The sequence below is a fragment of the Flavobacterium sp. FlaQc-48 genome, from assembly GCF_044007335.1.
In the GTDB taxonomy this organism is placed as follows: Bacteria; Bacteroidota; Bacteroidia; order Flavobacteriales; family Flavobacteriaceae; genus Flavobacterium.
In genome coordinates this window covers 131,095-156,341 of record NZ_JBIPCR010000008.1, presented here as the reverse complement: position 1 = coordinate 156,341, position 25,247 = coordinate 131,095, and the positions used below count along the sequence as shown (strand labels likewise).

Sequence of the window (25,247 nt, the reverse complement as noted above, 5' to 3'; positions counted from 1 at the left end):
CTACTCAGATTTTTAATAACTTAGCGTGATTATGCAAATCAGTAAAAATGGTTAGAAAAGCAGTAATATGTATTATAGACAGCTGAAATTATTGGGGGAAATTTGTAGTATTAAAAATGATAGTCAACATATCATGTCACTATTTTAAAAAAAAATTATGGAAAAGAGAATATTAGGAACTCAGGGTTTAGAAGTTTCTGCACTGGGCTTAGGTTGTATGGGATTAAGTTTTGCTTATGGTGCCCAAATCGAAAAACAGCATGCTATCAAAATAATCAGAGAAGCGTATGAACAGGGCATTACTTTTTTTGATACCGCCGAAGCGTATGGCATTGCCAATGAAGAATTGGTAGGAGAGGCTTTAAGCCCGTTTAGAAAAGAAGTAGTTATTGCGACCAAATTTGGTTTTAAAGACGGACAGGCGTTTAACGGACAAGATAGCCGACCGGAAAATATAAGAGCAGTGGCCGAAGAATCTTTAAGACGTATGAAAACCGATGTTATTGATTTATTTTACCAACACAGAGTAGATCAAAATGTACCGATTGAAGATGTAGCCGGAACGGTAAAAGATTTGATACAAGAAGGAAAAGTGAAATATTTTGGAATGTCTGAAGCGGGTGTAAGTTCTATTCGAAAAGCACATGCCGTTCAGCCTGTATCTGCTTTGCAAAGTGAATATTCGATTTGGTGGAGAGAACCTGAATTGGAAATTTTACCAGCACTAGAAGAATTGGGAATTGGTTTTGTACCGTTTAGTCCTTTAGGAAGAGGATTTCTAACGGGTGCAATTACCGAAAGTACGAGTTTTGAAGCGACCGATTTTAGAAATTCGTTACCTCGTTTTAGTGAAGAAAACAGAAAAGCCAATCAAAAATTAGTGGACTTACTATCTGTCATTGCTTCTCAAAAACAGGCCACTCCTGCACAAATTGCATTGGGTTGGTTATTGGCACAAAAACCTTGGATCGCGCCAATTCCGGGAACAACAAAATCGCACCGACTAACAGAAAATATTGGTGGAGCCTCAATTAAACTATCGGTAGAAGATATTAAAAAAATTGATGATGCTTTTGCCCAAACCACCATACAAGGAGATCGATATCCTGCACAATTGCAAAAATCGGTAGACAAATAAAAACCAAAAAACTTGGTATAATTATTTTAACACATAGAAACATAGATTTTGCAAAGTTATAAAGGCGTTTCACTAGCATTAACAAACATAGCTATGTTTGAAGAAACTAGTTTCTTTTTTATCCTCTTTTTACATTTCTATAACCTATGTTTCTATGTGTTAAATTGTTTTTTAGTATCGTTTTAGAATCTGTTAATTCCAGATTCCGTTCATTTCTGTCAAAATGATAGGTTTGCCGTTCGTAACCACAATCGTATGTTCGTGTTGTGCCATATGTCCGCCTTTGTTGCCTACCATCGTCCAGCCGTCCTTGAGTTCTACCGCAATAGAGGAAGATGTTGCTATAAAAGTTTCAATTGCTACAACAGAATCTTTCTTAAAACGTCTTTGATCAAATCGGTTTTTATAGTTTAATAATTCATCCGGTTGTTCGTGTAAGCTTCTGCCAATACCGTGTCCGCCCAGATTTTTGATCACTTTGTAACCTCTTTTTTTGGCTTCGGTTTCGATAAGATATCCTATCTCGGAAATCTTTACGCCGCCTTTTATATTGTCTATTGCTTTTTGTAAAATATCTTTTGAAGCGTCAACCAGTTTTTGATGTCCGTTTACATCTTCGCCAATTACAAACGAACCTCCGTTATCTGACCAGAAACCATCCAGTTCTGCCGAAACATCAATGTTGATTAAATCCCCTTCGTTAAGGATTCTTTTATCTGATGGGATTCCGTGGCAAAATTCATTGTTCACACTAATGCAAGTCCATCCCGGAAAACCATAGGTTAAATAAGGAGCCGATTTCGCACCTAATTCGTTCAGGATTTTTCCGCCATAATCGTCTAATTCCTTTGTCGTCATTCCTGCTTTGGCAAAGTTTCTCATTTCTTTCAAAGTATAAGCCACAGCTTCACTGACCTTTTGCATTCCTATTAATTCTGACTCTTGTTTTATTGACATAAGTTATGTTTTTTTAATTTTTTTGCCGTTTAAAATTTTAATCTGAATACAAACTAAAACCAACTTCTCCGGCACCTACGTTTTTTACTTTATAGTTTCTAAATTCAATCCCAAGTCCATGATCGCCCTCAAAAGTACTTCTAAAACAAATACCAAAATATCCTTCCTCGATTGTGCCTGCCATATAAATTTCTGATGGTTTAATCATTCCGTCTATAATTGTACTTTTATTTATTTGCGGATTTGGATATTTAATTTCGTCTTCAAATTCATTTAAATAATCATTCCACAAAAAGGTATAATATTCAAAGACTTGCTCTCTAATATCTTCAATAAAAGATTCTTGATTAGCTACTATATAATCGATAGTTATTTTATGATTTTGCGAAAGTTCCAGGTTATCAATTACCAACTGACAATTATTAGACCCGAAGATATGAATAGGCAATTGACACACTAATTGATCGTCACTATTTCCAAATTCAGGATACGAATAATTCTCCCAAACATATTGACTTGGAAATTCTCGTCTGTGCCATTCTTCATACGTTTCGCCTGTTTTCATTATAAAGTCATCTTTTTAATTTGCTTCAAAATTATTTAAATGTTTTTATTTCTCAACATAAATTACCAATGCACCTGAGTCAATTACAATATTTCCATCAGGATATTTTTGATGACTTTCATTGGGTTTCGCGCTTTCAAACATTTTTTTTCTAAAAAGGGAATACTGCCAAACCTCTTCCGGGTGTTCTTTAAAATATTTATAAGTTCCAAATTCCTCCGGTTTATGAAACTGAGTTCCTTTTATCCATATACCATCTATTCCTCTGTAAGTCGGTATTCCGCTATCAGCAGAAATTCCGGCACCGGTCAAAAAGGTGAACAAATTTCGGTTGTTTTTATCATAAACCTTCTTTATTATTTCATAAAGTTGTTCTTCTATACTTTGATTTTTGTTTAATAAAAGAGCAAATAGCGTTGTCTTTAAGAATTTGAAAGTAAATTATTAAATTCAAAATTAATTATTTTCGACCAGAATTAAGGACACCATTTGCAAAAGCAAAAAATGAATTTTCTAAATGCTTTTTTTATTGAATCAAAAGTATTTTGATATATTTGAAATATGACTAAAGATAGTAAAAACATAACGATCAGGCCGGCTGTCAACGCTGATTTGCCAACGCTTGCCCAATTCCTGCAGATTCTTGTTGATGCAGAACGACCATTTGATCCAACACTAAAAGAGGGTGAAATATTCTATTATGATATACAGGAATTGATATTGGATAAGGCAACAGAAATTATGGTTGTCGAAAGCAACAATGAAATTATTGGAAGTGGTTACGCGCAAATTCGATCTGCAAAACCATACGAAAAACACGAAGTATTTGGATATCTTGGCTTTATGTTTGTAAGCCCGGAATTTAGAGGAAAGGGGATTAGCGGCTTATTACTTGATGCTCTTAAAAAATGGATTCTGTCTCAGGGAATAACAGAGGTGAGATTACAGGTATATGATGAAAATGAATCTGCAGTGAAAGCGTACGAAAAAGCAGGTTTCAAAAAAATAGTAACGACAATGCGCTGCGATATTGGTTAAATAACTTTCTAAAACAGCAAAAAGAGACTTGATAGTCTCTTTTGTAATTTAATATACTTTATAGAAGATTATTTTCCTTGTAATAATTTTTCTAAATATTCGATTTTATCTTTTTCAGCCTGCAGTAAACGTTCGTAAAGTTTTTTGTTTTCTTCAAAAGATTCTACAAGTTTATCTAGTGGATTGAAAGTACAATTATTTGAATTTGTATTGTTAACTAGACCATTAGCGATGCTGTTATCATTAAAAGTATTAAAATAACTAATCATACTTTCTTCAGAAAAATTCTTAATAGCTTCTACTGTTACACCAAGTGCTTTTGCAACTTCTGCAAGTTTTTCATCATCAATAGTTTCGCTGTTCTCTATGGCAGATACAGTTTGTTGAGATGTTCCTAAAGCTTGTGCCAAAGCTTCTTGCTTCATGTCTTTCAGTTCACGAATACGGCTAATTTTTCGCCCTATATGATATGGTTTTGATAGTGTGCTCATAGTTCAAAGATATTTAAAATTCTTTAAAATTTTTCTGGTTTGGTAAAACACATTGCTGCAGCTGTAAAATACATTTTATAAGTTCAGAACAAAAGATATCATGCTAATTGTGTATTTGATCAAAAATACAATTTTTCGTACAATATAAAAATTTAAAGATTGCTTATTTATTTTCCTCTTCTAAACCGTCAACGGCAGAAATCTGGTCCAGTATATTGGTTTGGTTGGGCGAAATGTAATTTTTTACTTCGCTGGCATTTTCTTTCTTAAAAAGAAGGTCTAATGCATGGTATAGTTTTAATAAAACATCCTTGTCTTCTTTTTGAATTTCTAAGGCAGTATTGAAATTGAAAACATAATTATTCGAATTGCGTACTTCTACTTTTATCGTTTTTGATGTGATTTTAAATTTAACGATATCCATTTTATTTATAAATTAATTAGTTTGCAAAAATGCTATTTTAACGGCAGTTATTTTCAATACTATGGTGTTTTTTTTTTCTCTTACTGAAGTTTTTTTACTAAAAGAATTAATTTACATAATAAACAGGATTAGAAAATAGTTTAAATTCTTAGGCAAGTATATATTGAAAGTTTAACTAAATTTTGAAATAATAAAGCAAAAATGTCACTAGTAAGCCAAAGGTTAATATAGAAAATATTGCAAGGGCATTAATTATTTTTTTTTGTTTATTCTGGATATCAATAAAGTGGTCTTCTGATCTTGTTTTTAATAATTTTTCGATCAGCAGTATTTTTCTTTCATTTTCAATATTAGCCAATTTTAAATTTTCATTTAGTTTATTAATTTCACCAAAATTATATTCAATTTGATCTGCTTTATTTTTTTCTTCTTTTATTTTATTGATATGGGCTAAAATGACACGTTTAATCTGACTAGCCTGTTCCGTATTTCCACTTGAACTTTCTTCAAAATTCTGTGCCATTTCTTCAAGCTGCGCTGTTGTTTCACTAATTTTTTCAAAAGATAAACCTGATAACATTGCTAATTTACTAATCATTTCAGCTAGTAATTTTGTGTTCTCATTATTATTTTGGATTAACTTAGATATTGAAGAAGTAGAGGAATGAACAGCATTATTGCTTTCATAAATTAATTCTAACAAAGACTCGGAACTAAAACCAAATACTTTTCTCTTTATACTGGAATCTTCTTTTGCTTTTTGGATATGTTCTGAACTCTTATTTACCTTATCGATTAAATCGATAGCCTCTTTTTTTGATCCTTCATATTTATTATTTATTAATGAGATCGAATCAAATATTTTTTTTGCGTCAACTATACTAGTTGTATTTTCTGAAATAGTTACATCTTTCATCCGTTCTTTTAGTCTAAAGTGGCTAATAAGTCATTAATTTCATTGCTTGTGTGTTTTGCTTCTTTAATATTGTTGGCTATTATTAAATTTGAGTTTTTAATATTTGCTAGGTTTTCTTCAATAAAAATTGTAAAAGATGAGATTAAAGGCATTGTATTTTCAAAAATTACTATTGACTGAATAATAGTTTCTGTTGTTTTGACATTGCTTATACCCGTTTTTGCTAAATGAATATCTGCGAGTTTACTTGACGAAGCATTTTCGCTTGCTTTTAAATTTTTGATCTCAATGTTATTCTGATATTTTTGAAAAGCCTGCAGAATCAAAATTGAACCGATACCGGCTATTAGCCCGCTCAGGACAGAAGATATAAATCCTGCGAAAGGTGCAGTAAAAGGAAGTGCACCAACCAAAGCTTTTTCAATGATCTCTTCTAAAGCAATGCTTACTAGCCCTAAAACTGCAACACCTAAAATTTTAAGTGCTTCATTGATTCGGTCTTGCATTGGCATTTCAGATTTAAAAAGAATTTTAATTGCATTTAAGATAGAATTAAATGCCATTTTAACAAATTTGAAAATGTTTTTTGCAATTTTAAAAAGACAGTTTAGTAATGCATCTACTAAGCCTGAAACAAAACTATTTATGGAATGATTTTTAAAAGTATCTAAAATATCCTTTGCTTTGGACTTTATATTGTTGGTAATGTTTACAGCACTTTCTTTAATATCCCTTTCGCCATCTTTTTGATATTCATTAATTACTTCAATTATAGTTATGGTTAAGAGCTTTCCAACGGCCGCTTTTGCAGCACCTTTTGCAGTATTTCCTAGAACTATCTTTCCTTTAGTTTTTAAACTGTAGTCAACTTTTTTGTTTTGTTTTATTTCCTTTAGTTTTTCAACAGATTTATTTACGGTTTCCTGCAGTAGGTTCTCTTCAACATCGTGGTATTCTTTGTTTGTTTTATTAGAATCTTTGTTCGATTTCTTATTAACCCATTGTACTTTATCTTCTACTTTAGTCTTTCCCAGAGATTGGTTCAATTCACGACCTATTACTACAATATTTTCTTTAGAATTTGTAAACTCTCTTCGTTCCTCAACATTGGTGATATAATGAAGAACCCGATCCTGACTAATTTCATGAGCAGATGTTACATGTTCGAAATCATATTTTTCTCCATGTTTGTATTCTTTTCCAGTATAAGCGCAAATGAAACCTTCCGGATTTTCTGTTCTGCTATCTTTAATGGCTCTTTTATAGGCATCTCCAGTAAGTTCATTTCTATTGTATTGTAAATTTTTAGTTTGATCTAAAAATTTATTGAATTCATCAGAATGAATGTTTTTTGGCTTGTATGTTTTTGATTTTTCATAGGCAGGTTTTTTATCCCATTCCTGATAGTCCTTAAATTCTTTTTGTAAATCAAGACCATTTTTATGCAATTGGCTCTCCATGATGTCTGAAATGCCTAAAGAAATAGTTACAGATTCTATGGCTTTGCTTTTAATTGATGCAAAAAGCTGCCCGGTTAACTTTTCCGGATCTAAATCATTTATTTTGTTTCGAAGATTATAAATGTCTTCAATTATTTCCTTTTCATTGTTTTCTAATTCAATTTCTATTTTTTCGAAATCCATAATTTGGTACTTACATTGTTTTGATATATTGAAAACTGGCAATTGTATATTTTCTAAAAATACTTTTTTAATTATAATTAACAATACTTTTGCAGTTCTATTTTCTTATTCAAAAAAAATATCAAACTGCCATTTTGTGTCAGTTTTGTTTTTATTTAAAATTGATTTTACTACCGTAAAACTGCAGCCTTTATAGTTAATTATTCACACAAGCGGCACACTGTCTGAGTATGGTGTGATCCTTTTTGAAATTTTTTACCCTCTTTTGTGCCAACTCCTGCCATTAGTAGTTGAATAGTATAACCCTTTTGTAGTACTGGCCAATATTTCCTTTCCATTATCTGTTAAGTTTTGGAAATTTCCATACGAAGATCCCAGGTAACGCGTATGCCAGGATCTTCCTGAAGTAGTTGAATATTCGATTTTATTACTGTTTGCAGGATTGATTCTGATTAATTCATTGTCCTTGCTAATCATTTGTGACATAATTATTTTTTTATAGTTTTTGCTTACTCTAATTTGGTTTTCGGCTTTCGCAAAGACAAAGTTATTGCTGACATAAGACAAAAGATGGCAGACTAAATTTTTAGATAAAAAAAGACACTCAAAAACGAGTGTCTTTTTAAATTGTTTTATTTCTATTTTATCTGTTTGCATTTCTCAACGCCTTCTCTGGAATTTGCTACTTTAGATTGCGGAATAAGCCAGCAACAACTTTGATCCTCTTTTATTGCAATGTAGTGTTGATGACTGGCATCAAGTATACCTTTTTCTTTAATTATAATTTTTTTCCAATTTGGCATATTACTCGGAATTTCATAATTTGAAATAATGGTTTCTAAATCATTTTCTGTTAATTTTTGGACTAATTCGATTAAATATTTTTTGAAATTATCGTTGTACGCAAAATTCTTTAAATCAGTAATGTTTTCTATCAGGCATCTTTTTGGGGCATTAACTGCGTATAACCAAGACCACCAATAATTATAAAACTGATTATCCTTAATAGTGAATAAACCACGTCTGAAATCATTAGAGATGTCATTTTCATTAAAATGAGTTTCAATTACTGTTCGAATTTTTTCTAGTTTCTCTGGTGAAAAAGATTCTGGATTCTTTTCGTCAAATTCAAGGCAATCGAGACTAAATTTGATTCTTCCTTTACAAAAATTAGTGTCTTCCATTACTGAAATTACATTTTTAAATTTGCTAATTGATGCTTTTAATTTCTCTTCTGAAACTTGATTAGCAGACACACCTGATTTTATTTCATTTTCTGTCAGATACTTATAAATATCATTAGAACCTTTTGATAATTCATTTATTAAGCCAATAGCATTAACGTAACCAGAAGCACTATCAATAGTTGTGTTTTGAACAATATTTCGAATTACTCTCATCCAGGCTGAGAAAAATTCTTGATTAACTTCCTTTGTATTTAATAAATATTGTGTCTGTGCAAAGAATAAGCTACGTTGTTTATAGGTTGTTTCATTATTCTTTATAAACTCAATAAATAAATTGTTGTCAATTTTTGTTAAACTATTTATATCAACCTTTTCTTTTTTACAATATTCCCAGAGTGGTACATTACCCGGTATAATTTCATCATTTGTGCCATTTGAATAAGTATCTAAACATTGAACTAAATAATCAAAAGCTTTTTTGGTAGGAAAGTCATCAGGACTTATTTCATTAGGAAAACGAAAAAGCAGTTGTATTTTTCTTTCTATTCTTTCTTTTTTTATAGCTTCGTCAGTTATAGCTATTTTATGATTTAATTTATTTTCAAGTGCTTTTTTTACTTTTTCATGATCTTGTAGATTTTCGGCTATTTCTGAATTTTTTGCGTAATTAATTATAGCAATACCAGCTATAAATTTTACAAATTCATCATCAATTACATCATCATTGCCGCGGTGTTTCCAAAATAAATCGGTCCAGATAGTATCGATCTTATGAGAAAAGGTTTCCGTGGGGCTGTCTTTTAAATCTGCTTCCCAGTCAATTTGTTCCGGATTGCTTTCTTTAATATATTTTTCAAATTGGGCTTTGAAATTTTCAAACTCAGTTAGTGCTTTTCCTCTTGCGTTCATTTTGATATACAAGTCGTCTGTTAATCCAACATCGTTAAGCTTTTTGAAATAAAAAGTAACGGGAGGCTGGTGGGATGTGATTTTTTCCCAAAAAAGAAATAATTCTGAAATTGTTTTGTCTTTTAGTTTTTCTTCAATAGCATCAAGCATTGTTAGCATTGCTTTAATTGTGGGGTCTTTTTTCCAGGACAAAAAGAACCATTTTGAATCTGCTATTTTTTCGCTCAGAATTTCCCCTTCTCCTAAATCACTCCAGTTTTTGGTAAGTTCGTTGCAAAACTCTCTGGAAGAAATTCGTGTTTCGTATGTGAATTTCAGAAAATTATCTATGTTCTCCTGTACATTATTTGTCTTAAATGCCAGAAACCAATGTAAAAGGAAAAGAGTTGTTAGACGTTGCTGTCCGTCAAGTGGTTGCAAAATATTGTTTTCAACATTTCCGTAAACAAAGTCAAGTTCTAAAAAGCTATTTTCTTTTTCTAAAGTCGTAATGATACTTGATAAGAACCCATTTCTGATTTTTTTAGTTTTTTCATCATGTCTTCCTTGTGCGTAGTCACGTTGGATTATTGGAATTTCGATTTTGTTAGTTATTTTGTCGGTAGAAATAAGTTGCCAAAAGCTTACTCCGCGTTCTTCTATATTGCTCATTGAATTGGATTTTTAGTTTTGAAAAATGATAGCATTGATATTATCAAAATAGGATTCTCTGTCTGATTCATTCCATAATTCCAGATGAATTAATTCTTCTGAATAATATTTCATAAAGACGTTTTTGGTACAAATAGGTATAAAAACCCCCTTTTTCTCATTTTCGATTATTTTCTTTCTCTTCGATTTAAAAGAATCATTTTTATAAGATCGATTTGTTCCACGATCCAGCAAGCATAGATTTCTAATGTTGTTGTCTTCTTCACCAAGAACGTAACTTACAATTTCTTGAAAATTTTTCTCTTCAATTGGTAAATTTGTACTTTTTATACTTTCAATTTTTTCATTTAAAAGTTCATTTATATGTAATGGCGTTTGTACAAAATTTTCTAAAAGCCAGGATGCCTGATTCTCTTTTTTGACATTTACTTCTGTTGCAATGGCGTGAATATGTTCAATGTCCCATTTTTCAGTTTTATATCTGTTAAAAGGAAATCTACTCGTTTCTTTCTTAAAATTAAGCATGGTTTGAATATTTTGGAACAATAGGACATTCCTGACAGCTCTGTTTTTGTATTCCAATTTGCTTAAGTCAATATTAACTTTGCTTTTAATTTGGGTATCAAGAAATTTTTTGAATTCTTTTTTGCTTTTAGATTCTTTTAATAAAAATTCAATTTTAACGTCAGTAGCCAGCAAATAACCTATCTTGTGATATAATTCACGATCATTAAACCATTCTTCGATGGTTTGGAACATCGTTTTTATTGCTTTCCAGTTAAAATCAATTTCTTCCTCGCTTTGTAACTTGAACTTTTTAGAGAAGAAACGAAAAGTAGAATACTCATCTTGGTAGTTAATAGGTGCTTCCATACTTTCCATCACCTTAAATAAGTATTCAATTCTGGTTGGAAGTATGCTTTTATCTAATTGATTTTTGTCTTCATTTAAAAAATACCAAAGTTCATCTTTTTGTAGAGCATATTCGATTCTGTCCCATTCAGATGCAATTTCTAATTGACGCAATCTAATTTTTTCTTTATCCGAATTATGAAAATTAGAGCTATTAAGAAACAAAGCCTTTATTAATTCGGCATTGGTCAATGGAATTTTACCCATATTAATACGCGTAAATATTTCAATTGAATCCTTTGCAGCATTAACTTCATACCAAATCACTTTTGTGCTTTCCAAAAAAGGAGTTATAAATTTTGAACTTATCGAGCTATGCCCCTGATTAGCTTTAGCCTGAAACCAATCCTTGGTTTTTTGAAAGACCTGATAAATATGATAATAGTCAATATTGGTTATAGCTTCATTTAGCGTTTTAAGTTCAATATTCTGTAAAAATTCTTTACTGTTTGAGGTTTCTGTATTTCTTGTTTCAAATTCAATCTCAAAACTTTTTTTGTCACTTTCTATGAAGCGTTCCAGTTGTTTTAGTATTAAAAATAGAGTAGTTAATCTTTGCTGTCCATCCAGGACTTCGTATTTTTCTGATTCACCATTCTGCGAAGCAATTTTTTTTACCACAATGGGTTGCAGACAATACCATTCGTTAGGTTTCTTATCGGGTTTGTTTATAAAATCCCAGACGTCATCTAATAAGTCTTCAGCCTGCCTTTCTGTCCATCGATATCCCCTTTGGTAAGACGGTATGAAAAAATTTAATCCTAACAGTTCTGCGATTGGTTTTTCGGTTAGATTACTCATGTTTATTTTTAATGTTGTGTTTTAATGTTATACAAGTTAATTTGTCTTTTAAATTTTGTAGCTGTGAAATTTATTATTTATAAAGATTAGTCATTTGTGCAACCCTTTCTCTCATTTGATTTTGAAGAGTAACAGGAGAAATAACTTTTACATTCGAACCATATTTTAATAATTCCATAATAATATCATTTGTGGTGTGAATGTAGATTTCTAAAGTAAGTATATCTTCGTTTTCTTCCAGGATTTGTTGTGAATCATGAAGCGGAAATGTTTTGATGTAGTTTCCTTGTTGATTTGAGAATTGTAAAACCACTTTTTCTGCCGTAGAATAAGTTTCGACCCCAAATGCATGTTCAAATTCTTTCTCAACATTATAAGGAATTGCTACGAATTTGGTATCTGTAATTTTTAGATTGGAGATTCGATCTAATCCAAAAGTTTTTACAACTCCATCTTTTTTGTCCTGAGCAACCAGATACCATCTTTGTTGGGATTCTTTTATTGCAATTGGTTTTACTTCGCGTTGCGTTCTAAAATTTTCCCAATGCTTTTGATGGCTAAATTGTAAAAGATTCCTATTTTGTATAGCCTGAATAATTCCATAGATATGTTCAGTTCCTGATGATTTTCGCTTTTCTAAAAATATACTGGGAGATAATTTATTACTTTCCTGTAAAGCGTGATGAATTGAAAATGCATCCATCATTCTGGTAACAGACTGATCTTCTATTTCTTCTTCATCGATATTATAGCTTTTGTCTTTACGGTCGTAGTGAATATAAATTCCAAAAAGTGTTGCAATGTCTTTTTTGTCTCGTTCAAAAGTGCGTATCGAATATTCAAAACTAGTATCAATGTCATCATTTTCAAGTTTACGCATAACATGTTCCTGCAACTCGTTAAAGTTACAAGGTCTGCTTCTTAAACGATCTATAATGTAGAGGTATCTTTTGAAATATATTAATTTGGACATAGTGATTGGATTTGAATCTCAAAGATAATTTATTGGCCTGCCATTTTATGGCGGTATAAATTATGATGATTTTTTATCTTAAACGACAAATTGATTAGGCTAAGATATCTTTGCTTTTTGGCAGAGCTTTATCTACTAGTTGATCCAAAATTTTTATTTCGTTTTGACTTAGTATATTCCGACTTTTCCTTTTTGCATTTGAAATATACTTACCAATAAATGGATTAAGTAGCGCGTAATTGGAATTAGTGCTAATTCTGATTTGAACTTTACGATTAAGTTCTCTTTCTAATTCATTAATTTTCTGTTTACTTTCAAATCTCTTTTCTGCCTCATCTTCGTATTTCCCAAATTGGCAATAAAAATATTCGTATTCATACTCTTCTGGTCTTTCAACTTTATTTCTAATTTGTGAATGTATTTTATTATATGAAAAATGATTTCCTATTCTTGAGATTACAGGATTACATCCATCCCGGTTATCACCAACTTTCCCAACATAGAGTTTTATTTTTTCGGCATTGTTTTTCGGAGTTGCGATGAAAAGATAAACCGCCCATTCTCTTTTTGTTGAATCACCAGATATTTTTAAACTTTTTATTTCCATATTTATTTATCATTAGGGCCTGCGTTTAGAATTGTTTTTTTATGTTTTATATTCACAGCAAAGAACAGCGCTAATATTTTTTTTATACTTAAAATCAATATTTTAATTCGCAATAGATTTTTGCTTTACTATTTTCATTGGTATTAATTTAAATTTCTTTTGATGAAAAGTATTAAAATAGGAAGAGAGAAAAAAAAGGTTTTCCGTAATCAGAAGCATTATTTGATTAATTATAGTGTAATCTTAATCTCCAATAACAAATCTCGTTATTTTTTAATACAGACTTTCAGGTAAAAACACCTGATTTAGGAAGTAAGGGGGAATAATGCTCATAAAAAAGCAGATAAGTCTAAGCTAATTTGTTGTTTTTGAAACAAAATTCCAATAAAAAACCCCTAATCAATTGATGATTAGGGGTTTGTTTTTTGTAGCGAGGACGGGAGTTGAACCCGTGACCTCAGGGTTATGAATCCTGCGCTCTAACCAACTGAGCTACCTCGCCAAGATTGCAAGTGAACCGTGTTCCTCATTGCGGGTGCAAATATAAAAATAATATTAGAGCTTACAAGCATAAATTGAAGAAAAAAAAATATTTTTAAAAATGCATTGTTTTTGGACATATATTCTTATATTTCCAAAAAAATTAAAAGTAGCACATGGATCCAAAAATACGTTACGAAATCGAGTTTCCCATAAATTCTTCGCCGCAATTATTATATCAATATATATCAACGCCGTCAGGTTTGTCCGAATGGTTTGCAGACAATGTGAATTCAAGAGGCGAATTTTTTACTTTCATCTGGAATGACTCGCAGGAAAAAGCGCGTTTGGCTTCTAAAAAAACAGGAGAGAAAGTAAAATTTAAATGGGTTGACGAAAGCAGTAAGGATACTGAATATTTTTTCGAACTTCATATCTTAGTCGATGAACTGACAAAAGATGTGTCGTTGATGGTAGTCGATTTCGCAGAAAAAGAAGAAGTAGGAGAAGCTAAACAATTGTGGGAGAATCAGATCTCAGACCTGAAACATCTTATAGGTTCTGTTTAGTAAAATTCTATTTTATACCTTATATTTGCCCTGAACAAAATTCAGGGTTTTTTTATGATCAATTTTAACGGAAACATAGTAGCACAAAACGATAATATATTAACGCAAAATCGTGCTTTCTTGTATGGAGACGGCGTTTTTGAAACGCTAAAAATAGTTAATAATAAAGTCTTGTTTCTTGAAGATCATTATTTTAGGTTAATGGCTTCGATGCGTGTGGTACGAATGGAAATTCCAATGAATTTTACAATGGAATATTTTGAAGAGCAAGTTTTAAGTCTTGTAAATCAAAAAGATATTTCGGCATCAGCCAGAGCACGAATTACTGTTTTTAGAAATGATGGAGGTTTTTATTTGCCTAAAACAAATGAAGTGTCTTATTTAATTCACGCTACTCCGCTTGAAAATGTTTCTTATGCTGTAAATGAGGGTGAATATGAAGTTGATTTGTATAAAGACTTCTATGTAACCAAACAATTATTATCGTCTATTAAAACGACTAATAAAATGATAAACGTTACCGGAAGTATTTTTGCTCACGAAAATGGTCTGGCCAATTGTCTTTTAGTCAATGATACTAAAAATGTGGTAGAGGCATTGCAGGGTAATTTGTTTATGGTTGTAGGAAAAAAAATGATTACACCACCAATTTCTGAGGGATGCCTGAACGGAATTATGCGGAAACAAATACTGGCATTGGCTAAAAAAGTAGAAGGCATAGAAGTACTTGAAGAAATAATTTCGCCATTTGATCTTCAAAAAGCTGACGAATTATTTCTGACCAATGTAATCACAGGGATACAGCCGATAACTAAATATCGGAAAAAGGAGTTTACAAGTAATCTGGCTCATTTATTAGTGCAAAAACTAAATGAATCCATCTCTGAAAATTAATTCAGATATGGATTTTCGGGTGCATTTGACCAAATAAGATAATCGCCTCCGAGCTCAATAATTTGCTCTTTCCAAAAATGGGTGGTCGATTTACCGATAATTTTATTTTTATAACTATTATCAGTGATAATCCAGGAGTTTCCCTGCATTTCATTCTCAAGCTGATTTTCCTCCCAACCGGTATAACCTAAGAAAAAACGAATATTGTTTTTACTAATAGATCCGTCGTTTATTAAGTCTTTAGTCGATTCGAAATCACCGCCCCAATATATCCCGTTAGAAATCTCGACACTATTCGGGATTAATTCGGGAATATTATGAATAAAATAAAGGTTGTCCTGTTCAACAGGGCCTCCATTATATATCTTAAAAGTAGCATCAATTTCAGGTATTAAATCATTAATAGTATATTTTAATGGTTTATTAATGATAAATCCTATTGATCCTTCTTTGTTATGGTCTGCTAATAAAATTACCGATCTATTAAAAGATAAATCTCCAATTATAGAAGGTTCAGCAATAAGCAGGTGTCCTTTTTTTAATTTTTCTGAAATCATACGGCTACAATTTTTATTAAATTTAATCATAAAATTTTTAAAATCCCAAATAAAATCGTTAAACCGCATAAAAAAACCCTCCATAAGAGGGTTTTGATTATATTATAAGTTTAGAGAACTTTCTTACTTAGTTCACTGCACCTTCTAATTCAGCTCCAGCTTTGAATTTTACAACATTTTTAGCTGCGATTTGAATAGTTTTTCCTGTTTGAGGGTTTCTACCATCTCTGGCAGCTCTAGCAGATACTGACCAAGATCCGAAACCTACTAATGAAACTCTTCCTCCTTTTTTCAAAGTAGCTCCTACGTTTCCTAAAAATGATTCTAAAGCCAATTTTGCCGCAGCTTTTGTAATTCCTGCATCAGCAGCGATAGCATCGATTAATTCTGATTTGTTCATAATAATTAGTTATTAATTGTTGGTTAAAAAAAATTGTTAATACACAAATTTAGTAGGAAATCCGTTCCTTGCAAGTGTTTTCTTTAATTTTAGCCAAAATTGTTGATAACTTCGTTTTTTTGTTCATAAAGCAGGTTGTTTGTCGATCCAAAATAGGTAAAAACCCCTGTTTTACTGACCTTAATAGACCTTTGCCTGATCAGAAAAAGTTATACCATTTAGCAATTCAGCTACCTGCATTCTCTTTTTGCCCGGTAATTGCAAACTTAAAAGCTGAATAAAGCCCTCTTTGATAGCGATTTTGATTTCTTTTTTGCTGCAAATTACACTCCCGGTCTCATTAGAATGAGTTTCTGAAATTAGTTTTGCTTCGTATATTTTAATAGATAATTCTTCATTTTTGTCTTTCAAAAAACACCAGGATGCAGGATACGGACTTAAGCCACGAATTAAATTATTGATTTCTTCGCCGGATTTTGTCCAGTCGATCTTAGAATTCTCTTTGTTTAATTTGTAGGCCGTTTTAATTTCGGCATTATCTTCCTGGATAGTTGTGGTTACATTTCCGTTTTCAATGACTTTTAAAGTGTCAATAACCGTTTCACTTCCTAATTGCATTAAGCGGTCGTGTAATTGTCCGGCATTTTCTTCAGGTTCAATTGCAATTTCCGAATTTAAAATCATGGCTCCGGTGTCAATTTTGTCATCGATAAAAAAAGTAGTAACGCCTGTTTTAGTTTCTCCATTTATTATAGCCCAGTTAATTGGTGCTGCACCACGATAATTTGGCAGTAAAGAAGCATGAAGGTTAAAAGTTCCTAATGCGGGCATTTCCCAAACCACTTTTGGTAACATTCTAAAAGCAACTACAATTTGTAAATTGGCGTTTAGTGCTTTTAATTCGGTTAAAAAAGCTTCATCTTTTAAATTGGTTGGTTGTAATAAGGTAAGGTTGTGGGCCAGGGCATATTCTTTAACAGCCGAGTATTTTATTTTTTGCCCGCGTCCTGCCGGTTTATCTGCAGCAGTTATCACGCCAACAACATCGTAATTGCTTTTAATAATGGTATCCAGAATGCCAACTGCAAATTCAGGAGTTCCCATAAATATAATTTTCAATTTTTCCATTATGATCTTAAAGTGTATTTATTATTTGGTTGAATGATGATATGATTGTTTTCCAGTAATTCCTGAAGTACCAAAATTACATCATTAGTATCTACTTTTATTTGTGCCTGGATTTCTCTCGAACTCAAAGCAGTTGTTTTTAATACATGCAGAATCTTATCTGCAATTGAATCGGCTTCGGTAATTTTTCCTTTTTGAGTGATGCAATAGGAGCAAACCCCACAATTAGAATTGGTTTCTTCTCCAAAATAATCTAAAATCAATCGGTTCTTGCAGGTTTTATTCTCCTTTATATAATGTAGGACAGATAAAAGTTGCTCTTCTTTTAATTGATTTTGTTTTTCCAGATATTTCGAAACCCTGTTTATGGTAAGTTCATCTTCCCGTACTTCATTAAATAATATAGTAGCATCGTTGTTTTTTGATTTGTATTCAATGATTTCTTTTTCCCTTAATTTTTCCAGGACTGCGGAAACTTGCTCTTCGGTATGATGTGATTTTTTTGCAATTAGCGAAAGGTTAAAAGGTGTCTTCATTTCATAGACGCCGGGATACGTTCTCAAAATCGCCAAAATGATTTCTTCATCATTTGGATTCAGGCTCATGTATCGAATAACTTCTTTAGATTCGATTAAAAATTGTAATGTAATCTTTTCTGAAAATTCCTGTGACATTGTAATGATTCCCTGTTGATTTAAAAACTGCAAAGCATTATAGGTTTTTAAAGTTGGGAATTCGTATTTATGGCAAAAATGATTGAGTTTAAATGAGAACGATTCGTCTAAGCCTTCTCCGTATGCAATCTGAAAATAATTGCAGAGTTTGACATACATGGTTTTGAGAAATTTTTTATCAGGCAGAATACTTAAGAATTGTTGTTCGGTTTGATTGGCATCTGAATTATTAAAAAGTAAAACCGAAAAAGCTTTTTCTCCATTTCGTCCCGCTCTTCCGGATTCCTGATAATAGTTTTCGAGATTTTCCGGCAGTTGTGTATGAATGACGGTTTTTACATTGTCTTTGTCGATTCCCATTCCAAATGCATTTGTCGCTACGATAACCTGTGCTTTTTGTGACATCCACAATTGCATGTTTTTATCTTTTTCTTTGGCAGAAAGTCCGCCATGATAGTAAGTTGCCTTAAAACCCAGTGATTCTAATTGGGTGGATATATTGAGGCACGATTTTCTGTTTCGTACATATATAATAGAAGGTTGTGGATTTTTCTTTAAAATTTGTTCAACGCGATACAATTTGTCTTCGACTTCAAAAACCATATAGGCAATGTTTTTTCTTTCAAACGATTGCTGAAAAAGTATCGGGTCTTTCAGGCCTAACTCTTTTTTGATGTCCTCAATAACTCTTGGTGTCGCGGTGGCTGTTAAGGCTAAAAAAGGAATTTTGGGAAAGTGTTTTTTGAGCTCTGAAATTTTTAAGTAAGCCGGACGAAAATCATGTCCCCATTGCGAAACACAATGGGCCTCATCGATGGCGATTAAGTTTATAGGAAGATTTTTAATACGCTCCAATATCCAGTCTGACTGAAGACGTTCCGGGGAAAGATATAGAAATTTATAGTTTCCGTATTGGCAATTATCCAGAAGATCAATGATTTCTTCTGTATGAATTCCGCCAGTAAGGGCGATGGCTTTAATTTCTCGTTTTTGCAAGTTTGCTACCTGATCTTTCATCAGGGCAATCAAAGGTGAAACGACAAGACAAATGCCTTCCTGCATCATTGCGGGAACCTGAAAACAAATCGATTTTCCGCCACCTGTTGGAAGCAAGGCAAAAGTATCCTGACCGTCTAAAACCGAATCAATAATTTCTTTTTGTAACGGTCTGAAACTGTCGTGTTTCCAGTATTTTAAAAGAATTTCTTGTGCTTCAGGCATGGATCGTATGTTTAAAGTTAAAAAATTTAGAAAAGAGTTTCTAGTTTTGCAACTTTAAACACACGCCTAAATTTTATCTAAGATATAAAGAATTCTGTTTTCAACCGTATCTTTAGGTACTTCAATTAAGTCGTATCCGTATTTTTTATAGGTTTCAACAAGGTGTTTTTGTATGGTCAATGCCTGTTCGAAATTCTCATAACGCTCTGTATCGCTTTCGTAGATTTCTTCCCAAGGCGGTAAAATAAAAGTTTTAGAATATTTATAATCCTCGCAAGCCTTGTTAAAGTGCTCTGGATATTCGTCACCAATATAATCCATGTAAGCTGTAACATCGGGAATGCCGCGATCTATAAAAACTACATCCGAAGGTTCTTCAACGGCACTTTTAAACTGCTTAATGCGGCCTTCAAGTAACATTTCGCTAAACAACAAAGGTTGTTCAAGGAACAATTGTTCTATGCCGCGTTGCTGTGCTTCGAGTGTAACTTGTCTTGAAATTTCAGGATAACAGCAGTAGCCACGAGCCACTAATTCGTTGATAAGAGTAGATTTTCCCGTACCCGGGCCACCAATGAGAACTATGATTTGTTTTTGCACTTTCGTAAAATAAAGCGCAAATTTACCTAAAGTTATTGTATTTAAAAAGATTATTTTGCCTTGAGCGAACGATTTCGCAATTTTTAGAATATAACGTTGCTGTTGTTTGCTAAAACATTAATTTTTTTGAAGTAAAATACAAAAGACTCTCCCTTTATTTAAGTATGATATTTTCGGCTGTAGTCTCTTTCTTGTCATCATAAAGCACTAAAAATATAAGATTAATAGTATATTAAGTGCCCTTAATTATAAAATTATAAAAATAATCCTATATTTGTAAATTATGAGATTATTTTTACAATATTCATATTGTAAATTTAAAAGTTTGATACTAAATAAATATTTTTACTTATGAGAAAGACGATTAATTTTTTGTTGCTGCCATTTTTTATGATGGCAATGGTAAGCTGTAGTGATGACAACGACGATTCAATAGATGCAACTGTTCCTCAGCCTTATCCTGCTTCTGTTCAGAATAATTATCCTATTATTTTGACACACGGTATGTTAGGATGGGGACGTGATGAAATGAACGGATTTCATTATTGGGGCGGAAAAGGAGATATCCAGGAAGATTTAAAGAAACAAGGATACAACGTATATACGGCTTCGATCGGGCCTTTGTCAAGCAACTGGGACCGGGCAATAGAACTTTATTACTATATAAAAGGCGGTACAGTTGACTATGGAGCGGTACATTCGCAAAAATACGGACATGAACGTTATGGTAAAACATATCCAGGTGTTTATCCGCAATGGGACGGGGTTAATAAAGTAAATATAATAGGGCATAGTATGGGAGGGCCAACTCCTCGTTATCTCATAGAACTTTTAGAAAATGGAGATTCGCAGGAAATGGCTTACGTAGCGGCAATGGGTGAAGCGCCAACATCAGACCTGTTTAAAGGTGGGAAAAAATGGGTACACAGCCACACAACAATTGCCGGCGTGCACAATGGAGCGTTGACAGCTGATTATTTTGAATTTAGGGAAACATTAGAAAAAATGTTTTTTGGATTAGCAGGACTTGCAGGAGTTACAAATGAGAATTTATATAATTTTGATTTAGAACAATGGGGAATTAAGCGAACTGAAGGAGAGACAATTTCAGCCTATTTTGCGAGAATAAAGGGTAGTAATTTTTGGAATAGTCAGGATAATTGCATGTATGACCTTTCTGTAAAAGCATCTGATTTGCAAAATCGTTACGCAAAAACATCTTCCAATGTTTATTATGCTTCTTATAGTATTGATGGTACTGAGGATGATAATAATGATGGTATACGAGAGCCTCTAAAGTCAATGTTTGAAATATTGAAACCAGATGCAAGAAAAGTGGGGGCAACTACAATATCTCTTCCTTTTGGATATATGGCCTGGAGGCCAAGTGATGGTTTGGTAAGTATTCCTTCTGCCCAATATCCTATTGGAGATAAATATCAAATCATGGACCCTAAGAAAAGGATGTTAGCACCAATGGGAACATGGGATGTGCATCCTGCTATTATGGGATTGGATCATATGAGTATTGTTATACCTGATGATAAAGCGTCAACGTATCAATATTTATTAGATTTCTATTCGCAAATTGCTAAAGATGTATCTTGTTTGCCGAAATAAAGTTGAGAACGATATAAAAAAAGAATAACTGAAAGGTTATTCTTTTTTTTTGCAATTTAAATAGGATATTAGCTTGTATAAAAATTAAATTTCAGATGGATTTTTTAACTAGTGATGATTGATTTAAATTGGTCTTGTTTAAATTATTCAGTCACAAAATAAATATTTCCCGGAAAGAATGCCTGTAACTTTCTTCTTCGTTGGAATAATCAAATGTGATTCAAACTTTTTTCCTTTCAAAACATCATTTACAAAATCCAAAACATATTGCTGTCCTTCATGAAATAAGTAACCTGAAAATTCATGACCGCCGCCACAAAATGTAATGAGTTCAATGTCTTTGTGTAAATCATTCATCTGGTTATAAACTGCATAAGAGCCAAACAGAATCAGCCAGCCCGAAGCATTTGTCGGACAGGAGCGATGAGAGCCGGCTGCATACGGAACGGTATCGTCATTATTTCCGTGTGCCAGTAACATAGGAATCGCTTTTTCTTTAGTAATCAGGTTGATGTCCTGAATGGCACCCGATCCTCCAATAAAACCTTTGTATTTAAAATTTTCCGGAAGATTATTTTGATATAAATTCATCAGTTTATAATCCCAAAAAGAGGCTTGAAAACCAATTTCGGCCCCTGCACTAATTCCTGAGATGAAGAATTTTGAAGGATCAAGATTGTATCTAGTCGCATTTTCAATTAAATATGAAGTGGCCTGCCACATATCGCTCACACCAATCTGAATCGCTTTTATTTTTTCGGTTAAAGTTCCTTTGCAGCCAAAATCTTTTCCTTTCATGTATAGGCTATACGAAATACTCGCTACCGCATAACCGTTTTTAGCCATAAACAGACCAAATTCTTTCTCGCTTGTACGTTCTCCGCCGGAAAACCCTCCGCCAAAAGCAAAAAGGATTAACGGAATTTTTTCATTTGATTTCTTTTGAGGTAAATATAAATCCAGATCCAGTTTGATAGTATCATTCTGAAAATACGTCATTGTTTTGATTTCCTGTGCTTTTATAGAGTTGAGTGTGAGTGTTATAAAAAGAATAAGAATGTAATTTTTCATAAGAATATGTTTTGAATCGTGCAAAACCGCGAAGACGAAAAGTAAAAATATTCAAAGCTTAAAAAACTTTGCGTCTTTGCGACTTTGCGAACAAATTTCTGTGCAATGTTTTCTCAAATATAAGAGGAAATTTTACAAAGAAATAAAGTTACAAAGCTTTTTTCTTCGCACCTTTGCGCCTCTGTAGCTTTGCGCCTTTTTCGAAAGAAAAAAAATCTAAAATCTAAACTCAAAACCGTATATTTGCGTTTATTTTTTAATTACGAATGGAGAACGATAAAGAAAAAAACACCGCTGAATTTTACGAAAGACTAAAGGTTGAGTTAGATAATTCAAATACCTGGCCAGCAGAATATTTGTATAAATTTATAGTACCTTCAGTAGACGATAATGTAGAAAGAGTTGAGAAAGCTTTTGACAGCATGGGTGCGGTTATTAAAACAACAAAATCTAAAACCGGTAAATTCACCAGTGTTTCGGTTGATGTTACTATGCATAGTGCTGACGAAGTGATCATTAAATACAAAGAAGTTTCTACCATAGAAGGTATAGTTTCATTATAACTTATGAACGAAAAATATAAAAAAGAAGTCGCGAATGACGTTGTTTTTAATTTAGAATATAATTCTGAAAGACAGCGTTTACTTATTCCGGAATACGGTCGTCATTTACAAAAACTGATCGATCAGGCTACTATTATTGAAGATGTTGAAACGCGTAATAAAGCGGCAAAATACATCATTCAGGTTATGGGAAGTTTGAATCCGCATTTGCGTGATGTACCCGATTTTCAACACAAATTATGGGATCAGCTTTTTATTATGTCTGATTTTAAATTAGATGTAGAATCCCCATATCCAATTCCGTCCCGCGATGTTTTGCAATTAAAACCGGATGTTTTGCATTATCCGCAGAACTTTCCAAAATACAGGTTTTATGGTAACAACATCAAATACATGATTGATGTTGCGAATAAATGGGACGAAGGTGAAATGAAAAATGCCTTAGTGCTGGTCATCGCCAACCACATGAAAAAATCATATTTGAGCTGGAATAAAGACACTGTAAAAGATGATGTGATCTTTGAACATTTATATGAATTATCAGGAGGAAAAATCAACTTGTTGCAAAGTACAGAAGAGCTTTTAAATACAACTGATTTATTGCGCACCAACAAGCGTATTTCGAATAAAATTACGCCGGCAGGACAACCAAAAATTCAGGGAAACAAAAACAATAAAGGACCGGGAAAACCAAAACCTTTTCAAAAAAACAGCAATCAGAAATAAAAAAGGCTAAGTGTCCAGAAGGCTAAGTAGCTAAGTATTTTTAAAAAGAAGAACTTAGAGACTTAGAACCTCAGTAACTCAGAGCCTTAAAAAATAACAATCAGAAATAAAAAAGTTGCTAAGTATCTAAGTAACTAAGTTGTTAAGTTTTTTTTAGAGAAACTTAGAGACTTAGAATCTCAGTAACTCAGAATCTTAAAAAACAAATATGGGAATTTTTAAAATCGAAGGAGGAACTCCTTTAAAAGGAGAAATCACTCCGCAAGGAGCAAAAAATGAGGCATTACAAATTTTATGTGCCGTGCTTCTAACGGGGGATAAAGTAAAAATTAATAATATTCCCGATATTATAGACATCAATAAATTAATCACATTGTTGGGTAATTTAGGGGTAAAAATTCAACGAAATGAACCGGGTTCGATTACGTTTCAGGCAGATGAAGTTAATGTTGGATACTTAGAAACCGAAGCTTTCAAAAAAGAAGGAGGAGCGCTTCGTGGTTCTATTATGATTGTTGGGCCTCTTTTGGCTCGTTTTGGAAAAGGATATATTCCTAAACCGGGAGGAGATAAAATCGGGCGTCGCAGATTAGATACACACTTTGAAGGGTTTATAAACCTGGGAGCAAAATTCAGATATAACAGAGAAGATCACTTTTACGGAGTAGAATCTCCAAAAGGGGGACTTACCGGAACAGATATGCTTTTAGATGAAGCGTCTGTAACCGGAACGGCAAATATTGTAATGGCGGCTGTTTTGGCAAAAGGCACCACAACAGTTTATAATGCTGCTTGTGAGCCATACCTGCAACAATTATGTAAAATGCTAAACTCTATGGGAGCTAAAATTACCGGAGTTGGATCTAACTTATTGACTATCGAAGGTGTTGAAAGCCTGGGTGGTTGTGAGCACACCATTTTACCGGATATGATCGAAATTGGATCCTGGATTGGTCTTGCAGCTATGACAAAAAGTGAAATCACAATTAAAAATGTAAGCTGGGAAAACCTTGGTTTGATTCCGAATACATTCAGAAAATTGGGTATTACAATCGAAAAACGTGGTGATGATATTTATATTCCAGCCCACAAAAATGGGTATGAAGTAAAAACAGACATCGATGGTTCTATTTTAACTATTGCTGATGCACCTTGGCCAGGATTTACACCTGACTTATTGAGTATCGTTCTGGTTGTGGCAACACAAGCAAAAGGAGATGTTTTAATTCACCAGAAAATGTTCGAAAGCCGTTTGTTTTTCGTAGACAAACTAATTGATATGGGAGCAAAAATTATGTTATGTGATCCGCACAGAGCGGTGGTTATGGGACATAATTTTGAATCGCAACTAAAAGCAACAACAATGTCATCTCCTGATATTCGTGCAGGGATCTCATTATTAATCGCAGCTCTTTCTGCAAAAGGAACAAGTACGATTCAGAATATTGAGCAAATTGATCGTGGATACGAGCGTATTGACGAACGTTTAAGAGCAATTGGAGCAAAAATCGTGAGAGCGTAGATAAAAACCT

26 protein-coding genes and 1 tRNA gene are annotated in these 25,247 nt (G+C 32.7%); 8 read left to right on the top strand and 19 right to left on the bottom strand.

The genetic code is table 11. The features are described 5' to 3' along the window. Positions 1-157 precede the first annotated feature (157 nt). Positions 158-1,138: an aldo/keto reductase gene (locus tag ACHRWY_RS14530; RefSeq protein WP_395355584.1), complete on the top strand. Its 981-nt coding sequence runs from the start codon at positions 158-160 to the stop codon at positions 1,136-1,138. A 192-nt stretch (positions 1,139-1,330) separates the two neighbouring features. Here ACHRWY_RS14530 and map read toward each other — a convergent pair whose 3' ends face one another. The 3 genes from map to ACHRWY_RS14515 are packed head-to-tail and all read right to left on the bottom strand — an operon-like array spanning position 1,331 to position 2,984. Further along, positions 1,331-2,095, bottom strand: a complete 765-nt coding sequence (gene map, locus ACHRWY_RS14525) for a type I methionyl aminopeptidase (protein WP_395355583.1) — start codon at positions 2,093-2,095, stop codon at positions 1,331-1,333. 37 nt (positions 2,096-2,132) lie between these two features. After that, complete coding sequence (locus tag ACHRWY_RS14520; protein WP_395355581.1) at positions 2,133-2,660, bottom strand: DUF6985 domain-containing protein; 528 nt, start codon at positions 2,658-2,660, stop codon at positions 2,133-2,135. A gap of 45 nt (positions 2,661-2,705) precedes the next feature. Then, positions 2,706-2,984, bottom strand: a complete 279-nt coding sequence (locus ACHRWY_RS14515) for a Sir2 family NAD-dependent protein deacetylase (RefSeq protein ID WP_395355579.1) — start codon at positions 2,982-2,984, stop codon at positions 2,706-2,708. 237 nt (positions 2,985-3,221) lie between these two features. On the opposite strand from ACHRWY_RS14515, the gene ACHRWY_RS14510 reads away from it, so the two are divergent. Next, positions 3,222-3,698 (top strand): GNAT family N-acetyltransferase, encoded by a 477-nt coding sequence (locus ACHRWY_RS14510; protein WP_395355577.1) that lies wholly within the window; start codon positions 3,222-3,224, stop codon positions 3,696-3,698. A gap of 68 nt (positions 3,699-3,766) precedes the next feature. Here ACHRWY_RS14510 and ACHRWY_RS14505 read toward each other — a convergent pair whose 3' ends face one another. The 10 genes from ACHRWY_RS14505 to ACHRWY_RS14460 all read right to left on the bottom strand — a co-directional run bounded on the left by ACHRWY_RS14505 (position 3,767) and on the right by ACHRWY_RS14460 (position 13,714). Then, positions 3,767-4,189: a helix-turn-helix domain-containing protein gene (locus ACHRWY_RS14505; RefSeq protein ID WP_395355575.1), complete on the bottom strand. Its 423-nt coding sequence runs from the start codon at positions 4,187-4,189 to the stop codon at positions 3,767-3,769. 163 nt (positions 4,190-4,352) lie between these two features. Beyond that, on the bottom strand, positions 4,353-4,613 hold the full coding sequence (locus ACHRWY_RS14500) for a hypothetical protein (RefSeq protein ID WP_395355573.1): 261 nt from the start codon (positions 4,611-4,613) through the stop codon (positions 4,353-4,355). A gap of 175 nt (positions 4,614-4,788) precedes the next feature. Continuing rightward, the gene (locus ACHRWY_RS14495) at positions 4,789-5,529 is read right to left on the bottom strand and encodes a hypothetical protein (RefSeq protein WP_395355571.1); all 741 of its coding nucleotides are present in this window, start codon (positions 5,527-5,529) and stop codon (positions 4,789-4,791) included. An 8-nt stretch (positions 5,530-5,537) separates the two neighbouring features. Beyond that, positions 5,538-7,172: a hypothetical protein gene (locus ACHRWY_RS14490; RefSeq protein ID WP_395355569.1), complete on the bottom strand. Its 1,635-nt coding sequence runs from the start codon at positions 7,170-7,172 to the stop codon at positions 5,538-5,540. A 255-nt stretch (positions 7,173-7,427) separates the two neighbouring features. After that, a complete protein-coding gene (locus ACHRWY_RS14485) occupies positions 7,428-7,658 on the bottom strand; it encodes a hypothetical protein (RefSeq protein ID WP_395355567.1) in 231 nt (76 codons plus the stop codon). Between the two features lie 152 nt (positions 7,659-7,810). Continuing rightward, a complete protein-coding gene (locus tag ACHRWY_RS14480; RefSeq protein ID WP_395355565.1) occupies positions 7,811-9,919 on the bottom strand; it encodes a DUF262 domain-containing protein in 2,109 nt (702 codons plus the stop codon). A gap of 12 nt (positions 9,920-9,931) precedes the next feature. Next, on the bottom strand, positions 9,932-11,632 hold the full coding sequence (locus ACHRWY_RS14475) for a DUF262 domain-containing protein (RefSeq protein WP_395355564.1): 1,701 nt from the start codon (positions 11,630-11,632) through the stop codon (positions 9,932-9,934). 73 nt (positions 11,633-11,705) lie between these two features. Continuing rightward, positions 11,706-12,605, bottom strand: a complete 900-nt coding sequence (locus ACHRWY_RS14470; RefSeq protein ID WP_395355562.1) for a helix-turn-helix transcriptional regulator — start codon at positions 12,603-12,605, stop codon at positions 11,706-11,708. A gap of 94 nt (positions 12,606-12,699) precedes the next feature. Beyond that, positions 12,700-13,212: a hypothetical protein gene (locus ACHRWY_RS14465; protein WP_395355560.1), complete on the bottom strand. Its 513-nt coding sequence runs from the start codon at positions 13,210-13,212 to the stop codon at positions 12,700-12,702. Positions 13,213-13,640: 428 nt separating this feature from the next. Beyond that, a tRNA-Met gene (locus ACHRWY_RS14460) sits at positions 13,641-13,714 on the bottom strand. Between the two features lie 154 nt (positions 13,715-13,868). Between ACHRWY_RS14460 and ACHRWY_RS14455 the strand changes: the two genes are divergently transcribed. Next, positions 13,869-14,261 (top strand): START-like domain-containing protein, encoded by a 393-nt coding sequence (locus tag ACHRWY_RS14455; protein WP_026984135.1) that lies wholly within the window; start codon positions 13,869-13,871, stop codon positions 14,259-14,261. Positions 14,262-14,315: 54 nt separating this feature from the next. Continuing rightward, positions 14,316-15,155: an aminotransferase class IV gene (locus ACHRWY_RS14450; RefSeq protein ID WP_395355558.1), complete on the top strand. Its 840-nt coding sequence runs from the start codon at positions 14,316-14,318 to the stop codon at positions 15,153-15,155. On the opposite strand, the gene ACHRWY_RS14445 is transcribed toward ACHRWY_RS14450, so the two are convergent. The 5 genes from ACHRWY_RS14445 to ACHRWY_RS14425 form a co-directional block, all read right to left on the bottom strand. After that, positions 15,152-15,712: a YqgE/AlgH family protein gene (locus tag ACHRWY_RS14445; protein WP_395355557.1), complete on the bottom strand. Its 561-nt coding sequence runs from the start codon at positions 15,710-15,712 to the stop codon at positions 15,152-15,154. The two genes, ACHRWY_RS14450 and ACHRWY_RS14445, sit on opposite strands and share 4 nt — an antisense overlap. Before the next feature lie 127 nt (positions 15,713-15,839). Then, entirely contained in the window at positions 15,840-16,112 is a 273-nt protein-coding gene (locus ACHRWY_RS14440; RefSeq protein WP_017498096.1) for an HU family DNA-binding protein, read from the bottom strand. Positions 16,113-16,292: 180 nt separating this feature from the next. Next, positions 16,293-17,240 carry a methionyl-tRNA formyltransferase gene (gene fmt, locus ACHRWY_RS14435; protein WP_395355555.1) on the bottom strand — a complete coding sequence of 316 codons (948 nt, stop codon included), beginning with the start codon at positions 17,238-17,240 and terminating at the stop codon, positions 16,293-16,295. Beyond that, positions 17,240-19,135: an ATP-dependent DNA helicase RecQ gene (locus tag ACHRWY_RS14430; RefSeq protein WP_395355554.1), complete on the bottom strand. Its 1,896-nt coding sequence runs from the start codon at positions 19,133-19,135 to the stop codon at positions 17,240-17,242. The genes fmt and ACHRWY_RS14430 overlap by 1 nt, the downstream gene beginning before the upstream one ends. Positions 19,136-19,201: 66 nt before the next feature. Next, a complete protein-coding gene (locus ACHRWY_RS14425) occupies positions 19,202-19,735 on the bottom strand; it encodes an AAA family ATPase (RefSeq protein WP_395355552.1) in 534 nt (177 codons plus the stop codon). 351 nt (positions 19,736-20,086) lie between these two features. Between ACHRWY_RS14425 and ACHRWY_RS14420 the strand changes: the two genes are divergently transcribed. Beyond that, positions 20,087-21,355 carry an esterase/lipase family protein gene (locus ACHRWY_RS14420; RefSeq protein WP_395355551.1) on the top strand — a complete coding sequence of 423 codons (1,269 nt, stop codon included), beginning with the start codon at positions 20,087-20,089 and terminating at the stop codon, positions 21,353-21,355. A 147-nt stretch (positions 21,356-21,502) separates the two neighbouring features. Here ACHRWY_RS14420 and ACHRWY_RS14415 read toward each other — a convergent pair whose 3' ends face one another. Beyond that, positions 21,503-22,426 carry an alpha/beta hydrolase family protein gene (locus tag ACHRWY_RS14415; RefSeq protein WP_395355549.1) on the bottom strand — a complete coding sequence of 308 codons (924 nt, stop codon included), beginning with the start codon at positions 22,424-22,426 and terminating at the stop codon, positions 21,503-21,505. Between the two features lie 266 nt (positions 22,427-22,692). Between ACHRWY_RS14415 and ACHRWY_RS14410 the strand changes: the two genes are divergently transcribed. The 3 genes from ACHRWY_RS14410 to murA all read left to right on the top strand — a co-directional run bounded on the left by ACHRWY_RS14410 (position 22,693) and on the right by murA (position 25,237). After that, positions 22,693-22,989, top strand: a complete 297-nt coding sequence (locus ACHRWY_RS14410; protein ID WP_121329059.1) for a DUF493 family protein — start codon at positions 22,693-22,695, stop codon at positions 22,987-22,989. 3 nt (positions 22,990-22,992) lie between these two features. Further along, positions 22,993-23,715 (top strand): DUF4290 domain-containing protein, encoded by a 723-nt coding sequence (locus ACHRWY_RS14405; RefSeq protein ID WP_395355547.1) that lies wholly within the window; start codon positions 22,993-22,995, stop codon positions 23,713-23,715. A 208-nt stretch (positions 23,716-23,923) separates the two neighbouring features. Next, positions 23,924-25,237, top strand: a complete 1,314-nt coding sequence (murA, locus tag ACHRWY_RS14400) for a UDP-N-acetylglucosamine 1-carboxyvinyltransferase (protein WP_395355546.1) — start codon at positions 23,924-23,926, stop codon at positions 25,235-25,237. Positions 25,238-25,247 lie beyond the last annotated feature (10 nt).

Excerpts from the sequence above, each read along its gene's own strand:
- ACHRWY_RS14510 (WP_395355577.1), top strand. The coding sequence starts at position 3,222 with ATGACTAAAGATAGTAAAAACATAACGATCAGGCCGGCTGTCAACGCT.
- ACHRWY_RS14410 (WP_121329059.1), top strand. The coding sequence starts at position 22,693 with ATGGAGAACGATAAAGAAAAAAACACCGCTGAATTTTACGAAAGACTA.
- ACHRWY_RS14415 (WP_395355549.1), bottom strand. The coding sequence starts at position 22,426 with ATGAAAAATTACATTCTTATTCTTTTTATAACACTCACACTCAACTCT.
- ACHRWY_RS14490 (WP_395355569.1), bottom strand. The coding sequence starts at position 7,172 with ATGGATTTCGAAAAAATAGAAATTGAATTAGAAAACAATGAAAAGGAA.
- fmt (WP_395355555.1), bottom strand. The coding sequence starts at position 17,240 with ATGGAAAAATTGAAAATTATATTTATGGGAACTCCTGAATTTGCAGTT.
- ACHRWY_RS14480 (WP_395355565.1), bottom strand. The coding sequence starts at position 9,919 with ATGAGCAATATAGAAGAACGCGGAGTAAGCTTTTGGCAACTTATTTCT.
- ACHRWY_RS14530 (WP_395355584.1), top strand. The coding sequence starts at position 158 with ATGGAAAAGAGAATATTAGGAACTCAGGGTTTAGAAGTTTCTGCACTG.
- ACHRWY_RS14430 (WP_395355554.1), bottom strand. The coding sequence starts at position 19,135 with ATGCCTGAAGCACAAGAAATTCTTTTAAAATACTGGAAACACGACAGT.
- murA (WP_395355546.1), top strand. The coding sequence starts at position 23,924 with ATGGGAATTTTTAAAATCGAAGGAGGAACTCCTTTAAAAGGAGAAATC.
- ACHRWY_RS14450 (WP_395355558.1), top strand. The coding sequence starts at position 14,316 with ATGATCAATTTTAACGGAAACATAGTAGCACAAAACGATAATATATTA.
- ACHRWY_RS14470 (WP_395355562.1), bottom strand. The coding sequence starts at position 12,605 with ATGTCCAAATTAATATATTTCAAAAGATACCTCTACATTATAGATCGT.
- ACHRWY_RS14465 (WP_395355560.1), bottom strand. The coding sequence starts at position 13,212 with ATGGAAATAAAAAGTTTAAAAATATCTGGTGATTCAACAAAAAGAGAA.
- ACHRWY_RS14405 (WP_395355547.1), top strand. The coding sequence starts at position 22,993 with ATGAACGAAAAATATAAAAAAGAAGTCGCGAATGACGTTGTTTTTAAT.
- ACHRWY_RS14505 (WP_395355575.1), bottom strand. The coding sequence starts at position 4,189 with ATGAGCACACTATCAAAACCATATCATATAGGGCGAAAAATTAGCCGT.
- ACHRWY_RS14475 (WP_395355564.1), bottom strand. The coding sequence starts at position 11,632 with ATGAGTAATCTAACCGAAAAACCAATCGCAGAACTGTTAGGATTAAAT.
- ACHRWY_RS14445 (WP_395355557.1), bottom strand. The coding sequence starts at position 15,712 with ATGATTTCAGAAAAATTAAAAAAAGGACACCTGCTTATTGCTGAACCT.
- ACHRWY_RS14420 (WP_395355551.1), top strand. The coding sequence starts at position 20,087 with ATGAGAAAGACGATTAATTTTTTGTTGCTGCCATTTTTTATGATGGCA.
- ACHRWY_RS14455 (WP_026984135.1), top strand. The coding sequence starts at position 13,869 with ATGGATCCAAAAATACGTTACGAAATCGAGTTTCCCATAAATTCTTCG.
- ACHRWY_RS14500 (WP_395355573.1), bottom strand. The coding sequence starts at position 4,613 with ATGGATATCGTTAAATTTAAAATCACATCAAAAACGATAAAAGTAGAA.
- ACHRWY_RS14495 (WP_395355571.1), bottom strand. The coding sequence starts at position 5,529 with ATGAAAGATGTAACTATTTCAGAAAATACAACTAGTATAGTTGACGCA.
- ACHRWY_RS14520 (WP_395355581.1), bottom strand. The coding sequence starts at position 2,660 with ATGAAAACAGGCGAAACGTATGAAGAATGGCACAGACGAGAATTTCCA.
- map (WP_395355583.1), bottom strand. The coding sequence starts at position 2,095 with ATGTCAATAAAACAAGAGTCAGAATTAATAGGAATGCAAAAGGTCAGT.
- ACHRWY_RS14440 (WP_017498096.1), bottom strand. The coding sequence starts at position 16,112 with ATGAACAAATCAGAATTAATCGATGCTATCGCTGCTGATGCAGGAATT.
- ACHRWY_RS14485 (WP_395355567.1), bottom strand. The coding sequence starts at position 7,658 with ATGTCACAAATGATTAGCAAGGACAATGAATTAATCAGAATCAATCCT.